Annotated in this window: 17 protein-coding genes; 8 read left to right on the forward strand and 9 right to left on the reverse strand. The window is 63.0% G+C overall.

Annotation, left to right across the window (positions count from 1 at the left end; genetic code table 11):
- Positions 1-75: 75 nt before the first annotated feature.
- Both FJ960_RS20405 and FJ960_RS20410 read left to right on the forward strand, forming a co-directional pair.
- Positions 76-579: a heme-degrading domain-containing protein gene (locus tag FJ960_RS20405; protein ID WP_140716354.1), complete on the forward strand. Its 504-nt coding sequence runs from the start codon at positions 76-78 to the stop codon at positions 577-579.
- Positions 576-1,841, forward strand: coding sequence for a glycerate kinase (locus FJ960_RS20410; protein WP_140716356.1), 1,266 nt, complete (start codon positions 576-578; stop codon positions 1,839-1,841). Before FJ960_RS20405 ends, FJ960_RS20410 begins: the two co-directional genes overlap by 4 nt.
- A 108-nt stretch (positions 1,842-1,949) precedes the next feature.
- Here FJ960_RS20410 and FJ960_RS20415 read toward each other — a convergent pair whose 3' ends face one another.
- From FJ960_RS20415 to FJ960_RS20425, 3 genes are all read right to left on the reverse strand, one after another.
- On the reverse strand, positions 1,950-2,675 hold the full coding sequence (locus FJ960_RS20415) for a UdgX family uracil-DNA binding protein (RefSeq protein WP_281406150.1): 726 nt from the start codon (positions 2,673-2,675) through the stop codon (positions 1,950-1,952).
- Positions 2,676-2,792: 117 nt separating this feature from the next.
- Positions 2,793-4,178, reverse strand: coding sequence for a glutamine synthetase family protein (locus tag FJ960_RS20420; RefSeq protein WP_181165948.1), 1,386 nt, complete (start codon positions 4,176-4,178; stop codon positions 2,793-2,795).
- A gap of 32 nt (positions 4,179-4,210) precedes the next feature.
- Positions 4,211-5,587, reverse strand: coding sequence for an aspartate aminotransferase family protein (locus tag FJ960_RS20425; RefSeq protein WP_140716362.1), 1,377 nt, complete (start codon positions 5,585-5,587; stop codon positions 4,211-4,213).
- Between the two features lie 151 nt (positions 5,588-5,738).
- On the opposite strand from FJ960_RS20425, the gene FJ960_RS20430 reads away from it, so the two are divergent.
- Positions 5,739-6,191 carry a hypothetical protein gene (locus FJ960_RS20430; protein ID WP_140716364.1) on the forward strand — a complete coding sequence of 151 codons (453 nt, stop codon included), beginning with the start codon at positions 5,739-5,741 and terminating at the stop codon, positions 6,189-6,191.
- A gap of 15 nt (positions 6,192-6,206) precedes the next feature.
- Here the strand turns inward: FJ960_RS20430 and FJ960_RS20435 are convergent, their stop codons facing one another.
- The 4 genes from FJ960_RS20435 to FJ960_RS20450 form a co-directional block, all read right to left on the reverse strand.
- Entirely contained in the window at positions 6,207-7,181 is a 975-nt protein-coding gene (locus tag FJ960_RS20435; protein ID WP_140716366.1) for a WD40 repeat domain-containing protein, read from the reverse strand.
- 94 nt (positions 7,182-7,275) lie between these two features.
- Complete coding sequence (locus FJ960_RS20440) at positions 7,276-7,803, reverse strand: GNAT family N-acetyltransferase (protein WP_140716368.1); 528 nt, start codon at positions 7,801-7,803, stop codon at positions 7,276-7,278.
- Positions 7,800-8,078, reverse strand: a complete 279-nt coding sequence (locus FJ960_RS20445; protein ID WP_027142795.1) for a DUF1778 domain-containing protein — start codon at positions 8,076-8,078, stop codon at positions 7,800-7,802. The genes FJ960_RS20440 and FJ960_RS20445 overlap by 4 nt, the downstream gene beginning before the upstream one ends.
- 80 nt (positions 8,079-8,158) lie before the next feature.
- Positions 8,159-9,229, reverse strand: a complete 1,071-nt coding sequence (locus FJ960_RS20450) for a GTP-binding protein (RefSeq protein WP_140716370.1) — start codon at positions 9,227-9,229, stop codon at positions 8,159-8,161.
- A 403-nt stretch (positions 9,230-9,632) separates the two neighbouring features.
- Here FJ960_RS20450 and FJ960_RS20455 point away from each other — a divergent pair, with 403 nt between their 5' ends.
- Positions 9,633-10,103, forward strand: a complete 471-nt coding sequence (locus FJ960_RS20455) for a MarR family transcriptional regulator (RefSeq protein ID WP_140506741.1) — start codon at positions 9,633-9,635, stop codon at positions 10,101-10,103.
- A 12-nt stretch (positions 10,104-10,115) separates the two neighbouring features.
- Here the strand turns inward: FJ960_RS20455 and FJ960_RS20460 are convergent, their stop codons facing one another.
- Positions 10,116-10,985 (reverse strand): AraC family transcriptional regulator, encoded by an 870-nt coding sequence (locus FJ960_RS20460; RefSeq protein ID WP_140716372.1) that lies wholly within the window; start codon positions 10,983-10,985, stop codon positions 10,116-10,118.
- Between the two features lie 54 nt (positions 10,986-11,039).
- Between FJ960_RS20460 and FJ960_RS20465 the strand changes: the two genes are divergently transcribed.
- Positions 11,040-11,447 carry a DUF2000 family protein gene (locus FJ960_RS20465; RefSeq protein ID WP_140506737.1) on the forward strand — a complete coding sequence of 136 codons (408 nt, stop codon included), beginning with the start codon at positions 11,040-11,042 and terminating at the stop codon, positions 11,445-11,447.
- Between the two features lie 16 nt (positions 11,448-11,463).
- On the opposite strand, the gene FJ960_RS20470 is transcribed toward FJ960_RS20465, so the two are convergent.
- A complete protein-coding gene (locus tag FJ960_RS20470) occupies positions 11,464-12,708 on the reverse strand; it encodes an MFS transporter (protein WP_140716374.1) in 1,245 nt (414 codons plus the stop codon).
- 479 nt (positions 12,709-13,187) lie between these two features.
- Between FJ960_RS20470 and FJ960_RS20480 the strand changes: the two genes are divergently transcribed.
- The 3 genes from FJ960_RS20480 to FJ960_RS20490 all read left to right on the forward strand — a co-directional run bounded on the left by FJ960_RS20480 (position 13,188) and on the right by FJ960_RS20490 (position 16,140).
- Positions 13,188-14,072, forward strand: a complete 885-nt coding sequence (locus FJ960_RS20480; protein ID WP_181165949.1) for a DMT family transporter — start codon at positions 13,188-13,190, stop codon at positions 14,070-14,072.
- 65 nt (positions 14,073-14,137) lie between these two features.
- Entirely contained in the window at positions 14,138-15,160 is a 1,023-nt protein-coding gene (locus FJ960_RS20485) for a LacI family DNA-binding transcriptional regulator (protein WP_140506730.1), read from the forward strand.
- Entirely contained in the window at positions 15,157-16,140 is a 984-nt protein-coding gene (locus FJ960_RS20490; protein WP_140716376.1) for a 2-hydroxyacid dehydrogenase, read from the forward strand. The genes FJ960_RS20485 and FJ960_RS20490 overlap by 4 nt, the downstream gene beginning before the upstream one ends.
- Positions 16,141-16,166: the final 26 nt, after the last annotated feature.

The following is a 16,166-nucleotide window of genomic DNA, read 5'->3' on the forward strand; positions in this document are numbered from 1 at the left end:
CGCGCCGCGATGCAAGCTTGACCCGGCCGATGTTGTCGTACAAACGACACGTCACGATTTTCGGAGAAAAGAGACATGGCCGTTGCTGACGACATCGCTCTAATCAAGAGACAGGAAGAGACACTTGTCTTCGCAGCCTTCGACGAGGCCGTCGCCTTCGAGATAGGCGCAGCCATCCGTGGTCGTGCAATGGCCGAGAACCTGCCGATCATCGTCGACATCAGGCTATGGGACCGGCCGCTTTTCTATGCCGCCATGCCGGGTTCGAACGCTTCCAACCCCGACTGGGCGCGGCGCAAGATCAATGTCGTGAAGCGCTATCTCAGAAGCACTTACCGTCTGGTGCTTGAACAGCAACGTCCTGACCGCACCTTCAAGATCGGCGAGGGGCTGGATATTGCTGACTACGTGCTGGCCGGCGGCGGCTTCCCGGTCACGGTCAAGGGCGCCGGTGTCATCGGTGTGATCGCGGTGTCCGGCCTGCCGGAGCGCCAGGATCATGGCGTGGTGGTCGATGCGCTGTGCGATCACCTGGGCATGGACAGGCGCGAGCTGGCGCTGTCCCCGGACCCCGAATGACCGTGCCCGATCCCAAGGTTTTTCTTACCTCGATCTTCAATGCCGCCGTCGCCGCCGCCGATCCGGAGCGTACCATCCGCGACCATTTGCCGGCCAAGCCAAGGGGCCGCACCATCGTCATCGGCGCCGGCAAGGGCTCGGCGCAGATGGCTGCGGCCTTCGAAAAGGTCTGGGATGGCCCGATCGAAGGGCTGGTCGTCACCCGCTACGGCTATGGTGCCAAATGCGAGCGCATCGAGATCATCGAGGCGGCGCATCCGGTGCCGGACGCCGCCGGGCTCGAGGCCTCGCGGCGGCTGCTGGACAAGGTGCAAGGGCTGACAGCGGACGATCTGGTCGTGGCGCTGATCTCCGGCGGCGGTTCGGCGCTGCTGCCGTCTCCAGCCGCCGGCCTGACGCTGGCCGACGAGATCGCCGTCAACGAGGCGCTGCTCGCCTCCGGCGCGCCGATCGCGGCGATGAACACCATCCGCAAGCATCTCTCCACCATCAAGGGCGGCCGGCTGGCTGCCGCCGCATGGCCGGCCAAGGTGGTGTCGCTGGTGGTCTCCGACATCCCCGGCGACAATCCGGCCCTTGTCGCGTCCGGCCCAACCGTTCCCGATACCGGCAGCCGTGAAGATGCCCTGGCTTCGATATCAGCCTATGGCATGAAACTACCGGACGCGGTCATGGCGCACATCCGGTCGCCTGCGGCCGACGCGCCAGATCCCGACGACAAGCGCTTTGCGCGTAACGAAGTGCATCTGATCGCCTCCGCCGGTGTGTCGCTGGAAGCGGCAGCAGTGGAAGCGAGGCGGCAAGGCATAGAAGCCGTCATCCTCTCCGATGCCGTTGAAGGCGAAGCGCGCGAGGTCGGCGGCGTCCACGCCGCGATTGCCCGCGAAGTGGCGACGCGCAACCGGCCCTTCCAAAAGCCGGTTCTGATCCTTTCTGGCGGTGAGACCACCGTGACCTTGCGGGCCAAAGGCAAGGGTGGCCGCAACTCGGAATTCCTGCTCGCCTTCGCCATCGGCATCAATGGCATGGAGGGTATTCATGCCTTGGGGGCCGACACCGACGGCATCGACGGTTCGGAAAACAATGCCGGCGCCTTCGCCGACGGCTCGACCGTTTCGCGCATGCGCGCGGCGGGCGTGGATGCCAAGGCGATGCTCGCCGCCAACAACGCCTGGACGGCCTTCAATGCCGTCGGCGATCTCTTCGTGCCCGGCCCGACCGGCACGAACGTCAACGATCTCAGGGCAATTCTCGTCCGCTAATGCATGTCGCCCAAGTGACCTCGGTTTTGGGGGAAGGACATTCATCAAAACAAAGACCTAAAGCGCGTCGCATGAGTCCGTTTCGACGCGACGCGCTTTAGGCCGTAATCACGCGGCCATAAGCCGCTTCACCTGCTTCATATCCTGCAAGAACCGCTCGCGTTCGGCCTCTTTGTCGGCGTGATCACGAATGCGCAGGATGAAGGAGGGATGAATGGTGATGAAGACCCGCAAGCCATCCTCGCGTTCGATCACCTGGCCGCGCATCTTGGTCACCGGTATCGCCTTGCCAAGCAGGGACAGCGCCGCCGTAGCGCCGAGCGCCACGGCCACGTTCGGCTTGATCAGGTCAAACTCCTGGTCGAGCCACCAGCGGCAGGCTTGAACCTCGCCGACATTCGGCTTGGAATGGATGCGCCGCTTGCCGCGCGGCTCGAATTTGAAGTGCTTGACCGCGTTGGTGACGTAGACCTTCAGGCGATCGACCCCGGCATCGTCCAATATGGCATCGAACACCTTGCCCGCCGGGCCGACGAATGGCTGGCCGGCGATGTCTTCCTGGTCGCCCGGCTGTTCGCCGACAAAAATCACCTTGGCATTGTCAGGCCCTTCACCGAATACCGTCTGCGTCGCATCGCGCCAAAGCGGACAGCGGCGGCATCCCTTGGCGACCTCTCGCAATTCGGAAACCGTGTCCGCGGCATCGTCATCAGGTGTTTCGGCTGGCTGCTGCTTCGGCCAGTGCCTCGCCTGCACCTTGGCGTGGTGCGGCGCCGGCGTTGTCGGCATCTTCGCAATCATATCTCTGGCGGCCTTGTCCGCTCTCGCGATCAAGTCAGGAATGAGCGAGCCCTCGGGAAGGTTCCGCCAATATTTCTATGGGTAGGCCGATACGCCACCTCATTTTGATGACAACGGCGAAAAAGTGATCGTCGCCGGGTCACGCAGCCATCAGACTTCGTGCAGGTAAAGATGATAGTCCAGTTCGCTGACCGTGCGCGCCACGCGCAGGTATTCGGACTGCTTGATCGCCACGAAGGTGCGGTGCAGGTCCTCGCCGAGCGCGCCTTTCAGAAAGCTGGACGCCTTGGCTGCTTCGATGGCGGCGCGCCAATCGGCCGGCATCGTCGTACGGGTGACGGACGCCTCATAGCCATTGCCGGTCGTTTCGGGGCCTGGATCGAGCCCTTCATCGAGGCCTTTGACGATGCCGGCGAGTACCGTGGCCGCAATCAGATAGGGGTTGGCGTCGACGCCGGACGGACGATGTTCGATGCGCCGGTTTTTCGCATCGCCCGCCGGCACGCGCAGCGCCACCGAGCGGTTGTTGACGCCCCAGGTCGGCGCGACCGGTGCATAGGATTGCGAGACGAAGCGGCGCCAGGAATTGGCGTGCGGCGCAAACACCAGCATCGATTCCGCCATGGTCTGGATCAGCCCGCCGAGGCCACGCAGCAGCGGCAACGACCAGTTCTCGCCGGCTGCTTCCGAAAAGACGTTTCGGCCGTCCTTGTCCTGCAGCGAGACATGGAAATGCATGCCGGAGCCGGCATATTTCTCGATCGGCTTGGCCATGAAGCAGGCGGTGACGCCGTGGCGGCGCGCCTGCGCCCGCACCAGCCGCTTCAGCATGACCAGATCGTCCGCCGCCCGGATCACGTCCTTGCGGTAGTTCAGCGTCAATTCGTACTGGCCAGGCGCATATTCCGAGATCACCGTCTCGGCCGGAATGCCTTGCGCCTTGGCGGCGGCGTAGATGTCGGAGAACAGCGGCTCCATGCCGTGCAGATGGTCGACGGAATAGACTTCCGTTTTGCCCGAGACGCGGCCATCAAGCACCGCGCGCGCCGGCTGCACCTTGCCCTCGACATCGCGCTCATTGGCCAGCAGAAAAAACTCCAGCTCGAAGGCGCCAGCCGGATGGAGGCCCTTGGCCGCCAGTATGTCGACCTGCCGGGCAAGCGCCAGCCGCGGGTCCGACGACATTGGCTGGCCGTCGAGATGGTGCATCGCCATCAGCACCTGGCCGCGGGGCGGGTTCGTGCCGTAAAGCGGCACCAGCGTGCCGGGAATTGGCCAGGCCCTGAGATCGCCATCGCCGCTGTCCCAGATCAGCCCGGTTTCGTGCACATCCTCGCCGGTGATATCGAGGCCGAGGATCGAGATCGGCATATGCCGGCCGCCTTCGAAAATGCTTTTCAGCTCATGCCGGCGCACGATCTTGCCGCGCCCGACGCCATTGGCGTCGGTCAGCACGATATCGAAGGCCTCGACCTCGGGATGGGCGTCGAGGAAGGCTTGCGCCTCGGTGGGCGTCGAGCCCGAAGGTGAAGTCATGATGGAACTCGGGTTTGGCTTGGTGGCTTGTCTCATGCCGCAAGCTTTGCCGCAACCGAGCCAAAAGCGGTGATCAGCCGGTTGACCTGGGCGCCTGACGTTGCCGGTGAGATCAGCATCATGTTGTGGAAGGGTGCGATCAGCACGCCGCGATTGACCAGCGCGACATGGATGGCGGCCTCCAGTTCCGGTGCATGTGCATCCTCGGCCTCGGCGCCATTGCACAGCGGGCCGGGCGCGCAGATGAACTCAATGCGGGCCCCGACACGGGAGACATGCCAGGGCAGACGATAGCGATTGATCACGCCGGTCAGCCCAGCATCGAGCCGCCGCGCCAGATGATCCATGCGGTCGTAATTCTCCTGCGTCATCACCTCCTCGAGCGTGGCGCGCATCGCCGCGAACTGCAGCGGGTTGGCCGACAGCGTCGTGCCCATGCCGGAATAGCCAGGCTCTTTCGTCCTGTTGTAGTCGGCATAGCGCGACGCGACCTCCTCGCTCATCCCCCAGACGCTCGCCGGCACGCCGCCGGCAATCGGCTTGCCCAGCACGAACAAGTCCGGCTCCAGGCCATATTTCCTGGTGTAGCCGCCCGGGCCGGTCGAGATCGTGTGCGTCTCGTCGATCAAAAGCAGCGTGCCCGCTTCGCGCGTCAACTTTCGCAGCGCATCATGGTAGCCGGGATCGGCAAGCACCATGCAGGAATTGGTCAGCACCGGCTCGGCGATGACGCAAGCGACATCCCTGTCCTTCAGCGCCGCTTCGAGAGCGGCGACATCGTTGAATTCGATGACCTTGGCCGTTCGGGTCAGGTCGCGGAATTCGCCCGCCAGTCCGGGCCGGTTGATTGGTTTGCCGTCGATCAGCCGCACCATCGTCTCGTCCACCGAGCCGTGATAGCAGCCGTTGAAGACCAGGATTTTTTCTCTCCCAGTGATGGCGCGGGCGACGCGTAGCGCGAACCGGTTGGCGTCGGTCGCCGTCGTCGCGATCTGCCAGAAAGGCAGGCCGAAGCGCTGCTGCAGCAGCGGCCCGATGGCGAGCGCGTCTTCCGAAGGCAGCATGTAAGTCAAGCCGCGCCCAGCCTGGCGGCGAATGGCGCGTGCCACCGGCGGAGGCGAATGGCCGAACATCGAACCGGTGTCGCCGAGGCAGAAATCGTCGAGCTTGTTGCCGTCCATATCGGTGATCGTGGCGCCGCGGGCACTATCGACCAGGATCGGAAACGGCGTCGGCCAGTCGTTCATCCAGTGCATCGGCACGCCGCCGAAGAAGCCGGGGACACCGTTGCCGACCTTGGCCTGCGATTTTGGCCGCGCCTTGCGGAATACGGCACCTTCCGTCTCGCGCAATTGCGCGATGCGGTCGCGGCTGATACCGCCGATGGTTTTTGAACTGTCGCTGTGCATGAAAACCCCCTCTGGCACGTTCCTCTTAGCCAATCCACCTCCGCAACGGCAATTGGCCGCGCGGCCGTTCTGCATTGGCTCAGCTCTAGCTGGCGGCGCTTGACGCTCTGCGCGAAGTCGGCGCCAATGGAACGGAATTGGGGCAAGGGAAATGCGGACGATCATCTGCGTGACGGCACTGTTCCTGTCGGCCGGTACGGCTTTTGCGACCGGCGGCATCTGGTGCTCCGTCGATGATTCACAGGTGAAATTCCAGGTCGATGCTGGCGTCACCACTGGCATGGGCGGCCCGACCTTCAATTTTCGCGGCGACCTGGAGATCAAGGCAGGGCCGGCCGGCGATCAGCTGCGCAAGGCCACTTTCGAGAACTCCAACCTCACCCAATACTGGCTCGACAACAAGGAGCTGCGGCTGAACATCTACCACGAGCAGGAGGTGGCCAAGACCTACAGTTCGGTCGAACTCACGATCCTGACCAGGGCCAGCGACGAGGGCGTCTATGATGGAGACTACAAACTCGCCGTCTATGACAGCACGGCCGACAAGGACAGCGATGGCAAGCCGGTCGATCTGACCGGCAAGGTTTCCTGCGGCGCCGAGTAATCCGCTGTTTCGAAACTACGCAGTGATGTCGATGACGCCGCAGTCGCCGGCGGCACTGCCGAAGGCGACGCGGCGTTCTTCCTTGTCCCACATCATCGCGGTGATGGCGCCTTTGCCCGGGCGCCGCAAAAGCACTTCCTTGGCGTCGGAAAAGCGCACGGCCATGACCATGCCGTCGTCATAGCCGACGGCGACGACATCCTGGCTCGGGTGGCAAGCGACCGCCGTCACCATGGCGTTGCCGCGCGTGCCGAGTTCCAGCGGCGCCTTGCCCATCGGCCCGTCCTTAGCCGAAAACGGCCAGACGATCGCCGCCGGCGCGCCGGAACTGGCCAGCCACTTGCCTTTCACGCTCCACGACAGGCTTTTAACCTTGCCGGGATAGCCGCTCATGCGCATGTGCTTGCCGTCGGCGAGTTTCCAGCCATGCAGGGCGTTTTCCTGCATGGTGGTGACCAGAAAGGCGCCGTCCGGCGAGAAGGTGATGCCGGTGTGGGCGCCCGCCCATTCGAGTTCCACCGGCTTGCCTTCGGCGGCCGGGAAATGCAGCGTCGCGCCATTGTAGCGGGCAACGCCGAAGCGCATGCCCTTGGGCGAGAACGCCAGCCCCTCGACCGAGCGCGGATGGGCAAATTCCCGGGTCTTGCCATCGGCGAAGCGCACGAAAGCGGTCTTGCCCGTGGCATAGGCGACGGCCCCTTGCGGCCCGGCGGCAACGCTGGTGATCCATTTCTTGCCGGCGCTCGCCACCTCCTGGGTCTCGCCGCCGGCTTTGACGGCAAACACCTTGCCGTCCTCGCCGCCGGTGATCAGCCGGTCGTTGGCCGCGTCATGGAAAGCCGCGAGCAGCCCATCATTGGCCTGCACAGTCTTGTGGCCATTGTCGAGCCGATGGACGGCACCATCGGCCAGCGCGAAATGCGGCACATCGCCAAGGAAGACGGCGGTAACGCAATGGCCTTCGAGATCAAGCGGGGCGACTGTGGGCATGATTGTCTTTTTTCAACTGAATGAGATTACAGAGGCGGCTTACTCGACGTTTGCGGTTCCGGCAACCGGCAGATCAGATGGCGAGAGGCTGTCATCAAAGCAGCCCCTTCGCCCGCAGATCGGTTGCGAACGTCGCCAATGGCATCACCAAGGTCAGATCCGATCCATCGAGACGCTCGGCCCCGTAGCTGGCATACCATCTTGCGGCCCGCTCGCTCTTGGCATCGATGATGAGCAGGATGCCGCCGCCTTCGCCAGCAAGTCGCAAGCAGCGCAACGCGGCGGCGGCAAGCAGTTGACCTCCGAGTCCTTGCCTGGCGACGCTGCGGTCGGTCGCCAGCCGGGCAAGCTTGAAGCCGGAAACCTCGTGCCGCGCCAAGCCTCTCGTCATCGTCTCCGGCACGGTTTCATGAGCAATGGCTGACGGCGCGATCGTATAGAAGCCAAAGATCCGCTCCAAAGCCGTGTCGTCGATCGCACAGAAAGTCTTGGCGGCATTTTGTTCGTGGCTTTGCCGCGCGAACCGCCGCAGAAAATCGTTCATCTGCGCATCGCCGCAATCGAACGAGGCCCGATCATGGCGTTTCGCAATCGGCTCCTCGTGCCAGGCGGGAAGCGTCACAGAGTATCCGGCAAGGCTGCGATCGCTGCTCGGAGCTTGGCATTGGGTTTCGGCGGGTTCTCCAGCAGATCGAGTATACGTGTGAAATCGCGGTCGGACACTTTCGCAACCTCGGCTGCTTCGATTACGGCCTGTGCTTCCGGAACCACCTTGTTGAGAATGAAGTCGGTAACGTCCTGATGAGATAGCGCGGCAGCGCGCGCGATCATCGCCTTCTGCGCAGGCGCGATGCGGATTTGATAGCGCTCCGTTTTGTTGTCGGCCGACCTGGGCATCGGAAATCTCCTCGGATCCATGTACACATGATATGTGTACATGGATCCATAGTCAATCTCGAGAGCCCTTCAATACAGCCCTACGAGGCTTGGCAGGCCTCGAAACTCTTCCTCAGCCGCTCGGCGTCGAGTTCGCGGCCGATGAACACCAGCCGGCTTTCGTGCTTCTCGCCGTCCTTCCAGGCGCGCTGGTGGTCGCCTTCGATGATCATGTGCACGCCCTGGATGACATAGCGCTCATCATCGCCCTTGAGCGCGATAATGCCTTTCAGTCGCAGGATGTTGGGACCTTCCATCTGGGTGATCTTCTCGATCCAAGGGAAGAATTTCTTCGGGTCCATCTCGCCGCCGCGCAGCGACACCGACTGCACCGTCACGTCATGGATGTCGGAAGGATGCGCGTGATGGTCATGCCCATCATGATCATGATGGTGGTGATCGTGGCCATCATGGTCGTGATGATCATGATCATGGTCATGGTGATCATGATCGTCATGCGACTCGAGGAAATGCGGATCGTTTTCCAATGCCCGGGACAGGTCGAAGGCGCCGCGGTCGAGCACTTCCGACAGCTCGACACCGGCGCGGGTCGTACGATGGATCCTGGCCGCCGGATTGATGGCGCGGATCGTCGCCTCGACCTTGGCGAGTTCTTCCGGGGTCACAAGGTCGGTCTTGTTGAGCACCACGACGTCGGCGAAGGCGATCTGGTCCTCGGCTTCCTTGGAATCCTTGAGCCGCAGCGGCAAATGCTTGGCGTCGACCAGCGCCACCACGGCATCGAGCTTGGTCTTGGAGCGCACGTCGTCATCCATGAAGAAGGTCTGCGCCACCGGTACCGGATCGGCGAGCCCGGTGGTCTCGACGACGATGGCGTCGAAGCGGCCGGGCCGGCGCATCAGGCCCTCGACGACGCGGATCAGGTCGCCGCGCACCGTGCAGCAGACGCAGCCATTGTTCATCTCGTAGATTTCCTCGTCGGATTCCACGATCAGCTCGTTGTCGATGCCGATCTCGCCAAATTCGTTGACGATCACGGCGTAACGCTTGCCGTGGGTCTCCGACAGGATGCGGTTGAGCAGCGTCGTCTTGCCGGCGCCGAGATAGCCGGTAAGAACGGTTACGGGAATCTGCGTCTGTGCGTCGCTCATGGCTTGCCTCGAAATAACTGGGCCCTGAAATCCAGGCCGCGAAAGGGATTGTCGGCTCCATATAGGATGTGCGCCGGGCTTTTGCACGGGGCAAACCATGGGCCAAATTTAACGGCTGGGATTCGTTCTGACATCGTGGCCGCGAAAGGCGGTCGCCGCCGCGCGAATGATCAGGGGGGCGCCTTGCCCGGGCTGCCGGGTCACGCAGCGGTTGGTCCGAATGTCCTGCACGCGAAACTCGTTTGTCATCTAACTGAAATAAACATCTGGCATCACCACGGCGGACACCGCAAATGCTTGCCGGCAAAGCTGTTTCGGATGCCGGAATTTTTTCGATCGTCGATTGCCAACCGGCCGGCTGCGTCTATGCTGTGCGCACCGGTACGGCCGAAGAGGGATGACCATGGCCAAGGCGGACAAGACTGCAACGATGAGCCGGCTGCATTCGGCGGCAAGGCTGGCAAGGACCGCGCTGGCGGCACGGCTTCTGGCGCACGGGTTCTACGCCGGCCAGGACCAGATTATGCTGTCGCTGGACCGCGAGGACGGCCAGACACCGGGCAACCTTGCCGGGCGTCTCGGCGTGCGTCCGCCGACCATCACCAAGACCATCAACCGGCTGCAGGCACAGGGTTTTCTGGAAAAACGCGCGTCGAACTCCGATGCCCGCCAGGCCCATATCTTCCTCACCGATATCGGCCGTGAAACCATCCGTGCTATCGAGAAGTCGGTGAAGAAGACCGAAAAGCAGGCGCTGAAGGGCCTCGACAAGAAAGACCAGAAGGCGCTGTTCAAGCTGCTCGCCCGTATCGAGGCCAACCTCTCCAACGAGGAATTGGTGCTGATCGACGACGACGCCGAGGCGGACGAATGATCTCTTCGGCTATCAAGCCGCCGCGGTAGCTCCGTGGATCAAGGACGACCAGCGTCCCGGTGTCACGCCGAACGCTTTCTTGAATTGCCTGTTGAAATGGCTCTGGTCGCTGAAGCCGGCCTCGATCGCGATCTGTGCCAAGGGCTCGCCGGCGGCGATCATCCTGCGCGCGCTCTGAAGCCGGCGCATCACCAGGAAACGATGCGGACTGGTCGAGAAGGCCGCGCGGAAATGTCTCGACAGGGCATAGCGGTCGAGACCCGTGATGGCTTCCAACTCGTCCGAACGCACGGGCCGGTCGAGGTTTTCCGAGAGATATTCACGCGCCAGTGTCACCGCTCGCCACGCCGTCCCGGCTAGTGCCTTTGCCGGCTGACCGGCATGCCGGGCGAGGCTTTGCATCAGTTGAGCCAGGAAGTCGTCGACGAATAGCTCGTCGAGTTCCTGCTCCAATGGCCCAAGCGCCGAAAGCAGCGTCGCGCGGAAGGCATCGTCGCTCACCACGCCGTCGCTGACGAACGGCAGCGCTGTGCCGCCGAGACAGTCGAGCATCAGTGACGGCTCGAGATAGAGCATTCTGTAGCGCAGGCCTTCCTCGGTGCCCGCGCCGCCATCGTGCAATTCGTCCGGATGCAGCACGATGATCTGGCCTGGCAGGCTGTGCCGCGCGGCACCTCGATAGCGAAAGGTCTGCACGCCGCGCAGCGTCACCCCGATCGCATAGGTGTCGTGGCGATGCGGATCGAAGGCGCTGCCGTGAAACCGCGCCTCGATGCGCTCCATCCCCGCAGGGTCGGTAGCGGAGATGATGCAGCTTTCAGCGGCATCGGCGCACAAACGTCCAAGACCCTCGAAGGCCTGACGGTCTAGTTCGAACGACATCGTCTCCTTCAGCCTCGCAATACGGGGCCCTAACCTCGAATGGCGCATTTTCTCATGTTCGATACGAAATTTGCAATCGTACTGCGGGAAGACTTGCCCGTTTGGCAGAAACTCAACGTCACCGCCTTCCTGACCAGCGGCGTCGTCGCGCAATTCCCCGACATCATCGGCGAGCCCTATCGCGACCGCGCCGACAATCTTTACAATCCCCTGTCGATCCAGCCGGTCATCGTGCTCTCGGCCGACCATGCGGCGCTTGGTGCGATCCACCGGCGTGCGCTGGAACGCGGCGTCACCACCTCGCTCTATGTCGAGGAGATGTTTTCGACCGGCTTCGACGCCGCCAATCGCGCCGTCTTTGCCGAATTCGCGCCCGAAGACGCCAAGGTGGTCGGCATCGCGCTGCGCGCCGACAAGAAGGTCGTCGACAAGATCACCAAGGGTGCCCGCATGCATGCATAGAGGCAAACTCACAAACTCAATCGGCTGGCTGCCGACGATCGAGAAGAGCGGCATACAGTGCCGCCAGCAATGCGAATATCGCCGACACCAGCATCATGGAAAAAAGCGCTGGAGCTGAATCTGTAAGAAACGGGCCGGCGATGGAGGCGATGAGTGCCCCGCCGCCGATCCTCACGGCGGCGGCCAGTCCTGCGGCGGTGCCAACCAGATCCGGCTGTACCGACAATGCGCCGCTGTTGGCGGCGGGCATGGTCAACCCGTTGCCGACACCGATGAACACGCAAGGCCCAAAGAGGGCCAGAACGTGCGTGGTGCCAAAGCTTGACAGGACCAGGCCGACCAGCAGACCCGCGCAGGTCAGGAGGCGTGCAAAAACAAGTGTGGCGCTCAGCGAGATCTTCGAGGCGTAACGCCCGGCCAAATAGCTGCCGAGAATGAAGCCGGTCGGGACTAATCCCATGCAAAAGCCGAGCTTCATGCTTGATCCACCGAGCGCATCACCGACGATCAATGGCGCTCCTCCCAGGAACACATAAAGCACGCCCATCGAGCAGGCCATGCACAGGGTGTAGGCCCAAAACCGCGCTGACCGGAGGAGCAGTCCATATGAGGCAACGCAGTTCCCATTGGATCTCGACAATGGGGTGGCCGTTCTCCTGATCTCGCGCATGGACAAGGCCAAGGCGGCCGCGCCGAGGATCGCGAAGACAATGAAGCTTGACCGCCATCCGAACAGTTCGTCCAGGGACCCGCCAAACAAAGGACCGACCATTGGTGCGAGCGCCCACCCCATGGCGAGATAACCAAATTTGCTGGCGGCTTCGCGCTCACCTGATGTCTCTTTGATGATGACCAGAGCGACCGAGTAACAGGGGCCAATGCACGCTTGCATAGCGCGAAACAGAAGAAAAATGCCGATGTTGGGGGCCAGGGCGCAGCCGATGGACGCGGCGACGAAGATCGAGAGAGATGCCAAGACGACCAGCCTTCGCCCAAATCGGTCCGATATTACGCCTCCGACGGCCTCTATGAGGGCGGTGATGATCGCAAAGCCGGCAATCGACAGATTGACCAATGCGAAATCAGCTTGGAACGTTGCGGCAATGTTCGGCAGCGACGGCAAGATCATGTTCACCGGCAACACTGCAAGAGCTGAAAGCAAGATAAGAGTGATTAGTCGGGGTGGAGCCGCCGGTTCGGAGAATATCGTTTTCCTGATTGTGTCCGTGCTCGGACTCGGAACGGGGTTATCGCTCGCCATGATCTCGTTCGCCTGGTCAGTGGGATTGAAGTGAGGGTCTGACGGGGCGGCCCGAATTCCGGGCATAAAAAAAGGCCCCGTCAGGAGCCTGCTTACCGCGCATGGGTGCTTTCGCCCGATGGTTACACCATCCTGCCCATGCGCTCGCTTACCACGATGAAAATCATTGCGATGTTCATGGCATCACGGCTAGGCGGAAAGGTGCATGTCGTCAAGTCGGCATGCTTCGACGTCGATCAACAAAAAAGACCATGGAGCCTGCACTCAGACTTGACCTGATCGGATGGCGGTTTGGGCCGTGAAATGCCGGAAGAGGCTAAGCCTGTCCAGGCGTCTTGTTGTGCCAGACGCTTTTGGCTTGCCGGCAAGCGACAATTCCCGCAAAAGGTGGGCTCCAGCCCAGCTTTTCCCCCGGCCTGCACGTGAATCCTTCCCAAAGAGATGCAGAAAGCGCGACGCCGCCGGTGGCGATCCTGTGCATGCTGACGACCTATGTCTTTTTTACCTTCCTCGACACCAGCAGCAAATATCTCGTCCTTGCAGGCGTCTCCGTCCTGATCGTCGCCTGGGTGCGCTTTGCCGTGCATGTCGTGCTGGTCGGGGCGCTGCTGCGCGGCTGGCGCGAGCCGGTGCGGTTTCGCCCGGTCAACTTGCCCGCGCATGTGATACGCGGCGCCTTCCTGTTCGGCTCGACCATGTTCAACGTCCTGGCGCTGCGCTCCCTGCAACTGGCCGAGACGACATCGATCTATTTCTTCGGGCCGATGGTGATCACCGCGCTTGCCGGCCCGCTGCTGGGCGAATGGGCCGGCTGGCGGCGTTGGCTGGCGATCCTGGCCGCTTTCGCCGGGGTCTTGATCATCACGAGGCCGGGTGTCGGTGTTTTCGGCGTCGGACATCTCTTCGCGCTCGGCTCGATGCTGTCGAACTGCTTCTATGTCATCATGACGCGCCGCATGTCGGCGACCGAGACGTCGGAAAGCCTGATCCTGTTCTCGGCGCTGGCGCCGGCGGTGCTGCTTTTACCCATGCTGCCGTTCTCCTTCTCCTTGCCGCACGATGGGTGGCACTGGTTCGTCCTGCTCATGCTTGGTGTGTTCGGCGGCGTCGGCCATTGGCTGCTGGTGCAGGCCTATCGGCTGGCGACGACCACGGCGCTGGCGCCCTATCCCTATTCGCAGATGGTGTGGATGATCATTTCCGGCTGGCTTGTCTTCAAGCAGTTCCCCGACCGCTGGACGCTGGTCGGCGCCGCCATCATCGTCGCCAGCGGCCTCTACATCGTCCATCGCGAACACCGGCTTCGGCTCCGCAGCCGCGCGGCCTCGGATGTCGAGGCCGAAGCGCTGGCAAAAAAACTTTGATTTGGCCCCGATCGATGGCATAAGGCCGCCCTTAAACAGTTTAAAAAACGACGGGGAGCGAAAGCCTGGCACAGAAGATCAAGCTGTCGACGATCGCGGATGCGCTCGGCGTGTCCACGGCCACGGTTTCGCTGGCGCTGCGCGACAGTCCGCTGGTCGCCGGCTCGACGCGCGACCGCATCAAGGAACACGCCCGCGCCATCGGCTATATCTACAACCGCCGCGCCGCCAGTCTGCGCACCTCGCGCTCGGGCATTGTCGGTGTCGTCGTGCACGACATAATGAACCCGTTCTTCGCCGAGATCCTGCGCTCGATCGAGAGCGAGCTCGATCGCAGCCGGCAAACCTTCATCCTGTCCAATCATTATGATCAGCTCGAAAAGCAGCGCACCTTCATCGATACGCTGCTGCAGCTCGGCGCCGACGGCGTCATCATGTCGCCGGCCATCGGCACGCCCGCATCAGATATCGTCATGGCCGAGGACAACGGCTTGCCGGCGGTGCTGATCGCACGCACCGTGGAGGGCGCCGACGTGCCGGTGTTTCGCGGTGACGATGCCTATGGCACGGGCCTCGCCACCAACCACCTGATCTCGCTCGGCCACAAGCGCATCGCCATGATTGGCGGCACCGACCAGACCTCGACCGGGCGTGATCGCTACCAGGGCTATGTCAATGCCATGGAGGCGGCGGGGCTTGAAGTCAGACCGTCCTGGCGCATTGCCGGCCCGCGCACCAAGCAAGCCGGCTTCGAGGCGGCCGGGCAGTTCCTGGCGCTGAAGGACAGACCGACCGCCGCCTGCTGCTGGAACGACCTCGTCGCCATCGGCCTGATGAACGGCATAGCGCGCGCCGGCCTGGTGCCGGGCATCGACATCTCCGTCACCGGCTATGACGATCTCGAGGAGGCGGCGATCGCAACACCGGCGCTGACCACCGTCTGGAATGGCCAGCGCGAGGTCGGTCGCCGCGCCGCCAGCGCGCTGCTCGACAAGCTCAACGGGCAGACGGTGCGGCCCTCGCAGGAATTGATCAAGCCGGAACTGCATGTGCGCCAGTCGACCGGCAAGCCGGTGGAGCGCGCATGACCAGGGCCAAGGATCTGCAAGCCGTTGCCATTTTGGTGCCGGCGGATTTCAGCGATCACGCCGTCGGGCGTATCCAACGGACCTTCAGGCGCGTCGGCATCGAGCGCGCCGATCCCGCGCTGGTCACCGAGGAGATGCGCCGCGCCGTGCGTGGCATCGCATCCTTTGCCGGCATCAGTGCGGCGATGATGGATGCGTTGCCCAATCTCGAACTCATCGCCTCCTTCGGCGTCGGCTATGATTCGGTCGACGTCCACCATGCGGCGGCGAAGAACATCATGGTCACCAACACGCCCGACGTCCTGACCGAGGAGGTCGCCGACACCGCGATCGGCCTGCTGATCAACACAATCCGCGACCTGCCGCGCGCCGAGACCTGGCTGCGTGACGGCAGCTGGGTGCGCAAGGGCAACTATCCGCTGAGCCGGCTGACCTTGCGCGCGCGCCGTGTCGGCATTTTCGGCATGGGCCGCATCGGCCAGGCCATTGCACGGCGGCTGGAGGCGTTCGGACTGCCGGTCGCCTATCACAATCGGCGTCGTCTCGAAGGTCTTGCCTACCAATATCACGCGACGCTGAAGGGCTTGGCCGAGGCAGTCGACACGCTGATTTCGGTGGCGCCCGGCGGTGCATCGACACAGAAAGCGGTCAATGCCGAAATCCTGTCGGCGCTCGGCGCGAACGGCGTCTTCGTCAACATCGGCCGCGGCAGCACCGTCGACGAGGCGGCCCTCGCGGCCGCTCTCGCCGACGGCACCATCGCCGCAGCCGGGCTCGATGTCTTCGCCGACGAGCCGAATGTCCCCAAGGCGTTGCTCGACTTGCCAAACACCTCTCTGTTGCCGCATGTCGGCTCGGCCTCGGAGCACACGCGCCGCGCCATGGCCGATCTGTGCGTCGACAATCTGGTGTCGTGGTTCAGCGAACGCCGGCCGCTGACACCGGTGCCCGAGACGGCGCATGTGCGGGCGCACAGCTGAGCGCCCGGCTTCGCCATATTTATTAA

This window comes from Mesorhizobium sp. B2-3-11, from assembly GCF_006442215.1.
Classification (GTDB): Bacteria; Pseudomonadota; Alphaproteobacteria; order Rhizobiales; family Rhizobiaceae; genus Mesorhizobium; species Mesorhizobium salmacidum.

What these genes read in the sequence shown, in the direction of transcription:
- FJ960_RS20445 (WP_027142795.1), bottom strand. Translation starts at nt 8,078, where the DNA reads ATGCCCAGGTCGGCCGACAACAAAACGGAGCGCTATCAAATCCGCATC.
- FJ960_RS20410 (WP_140716356.1), top strand. Translation starts at nt 576, where the DNA reads ATGACCGTGCCCGATCCCAAGGTTTTTCTTACCTCGATCTTCAATGCC.
- FJ960_RS20405 (WP_140716354.1), top strand. Translation starts at nt 76, where the DNA reads ATGGCCGTTGCTGACGACATCGCTCTAATCAAGAGACAGGAAGAGACA.
- FJ960_RS20420 (WP_181165948.1), bottom strand. Translation starts at nt 4,178, where the DNA reads ATGACTTCACCTTCGGGCTCGACGCCCACCGAGGCGCAAGCCTTCCTC.
- FJ960_RS20480 (WP_181165949.1), top strand. Translation starts at nt 13,188, where the DNA reads ATGCTGACGACCTATGTCTTTTTTACCTTCCTCGACACCAGCAGCAAA.
- FJ960_RS20460 (WP_140716372.1), bottom strand. Translation starts at nt 10,985, where the DNA reads ATGTCGTTCGAACTAGACCGTCAGGCCTTCGAGGGTCTTGGACGTTTG.
- FJ960_RS20470 (WP_140716374.1), bottom strand. Translation starts at nt 12,708, where the DNA reads ATGGCGAGCGATAACCCCGTTCCGAGTCCGAGCACGGACACAATCAGG.
- FJ960_RS20435 (WP_140716366.1), bottom strand. Translation starts at nt 7,181, where the DNA reads ATGCCCACAGTCGCCCCGCTTGATCTCGAAGGCCATTGCGTTACCGCC.
- FJ960_RS20430 (WP_140716364.1), top strand. Translation starts at nt 5,739, where the DNA reads ATGCGGACGATCATCTGCGTGACGGCACTGTTCCTGTCGGCCGGTACG.
- FJ960_RS20465 (WP_140506737.1), top strand. Translation starts at nt 11,040, where the DNA reads ATGTTCGATACGAAATTTGCAATCGTACTGCGGGAAGACTTGCCCGTT.
- FJ960_RS20455 (WP_140506741.1), top strand. Translation starts at nt 9,633, where the DNA reads ATGGCCAAGGCGGACAAGACTGCAACGATGAGCCGGCTGCATTCGGCG.
- FJ960_RS20425 (WP_140716362.1), bottom strand. Translation starts at nt 5,587, where the DNA reads ATGCACAGCGACAGTTCAAAAACCATCGGCGGTATCAGCCGCGACCGC.
- FJ960_RS20450 (WP_140716370.1), bottom strand. Translation starts at nt 9,229, where the DNA reads ATGAGCGACGCACAGACGCAGATTCCCGTAACCGTTCTTACCGGCTAT.
- FJ960_RS20490 (WP_140716376.1), top strand. Translation starts at nt 15,157, where the DNA reads ATGACCAGGGCCAAGGATCTGCAAGCCGTTGCCATTTTGGTGCCGGCG.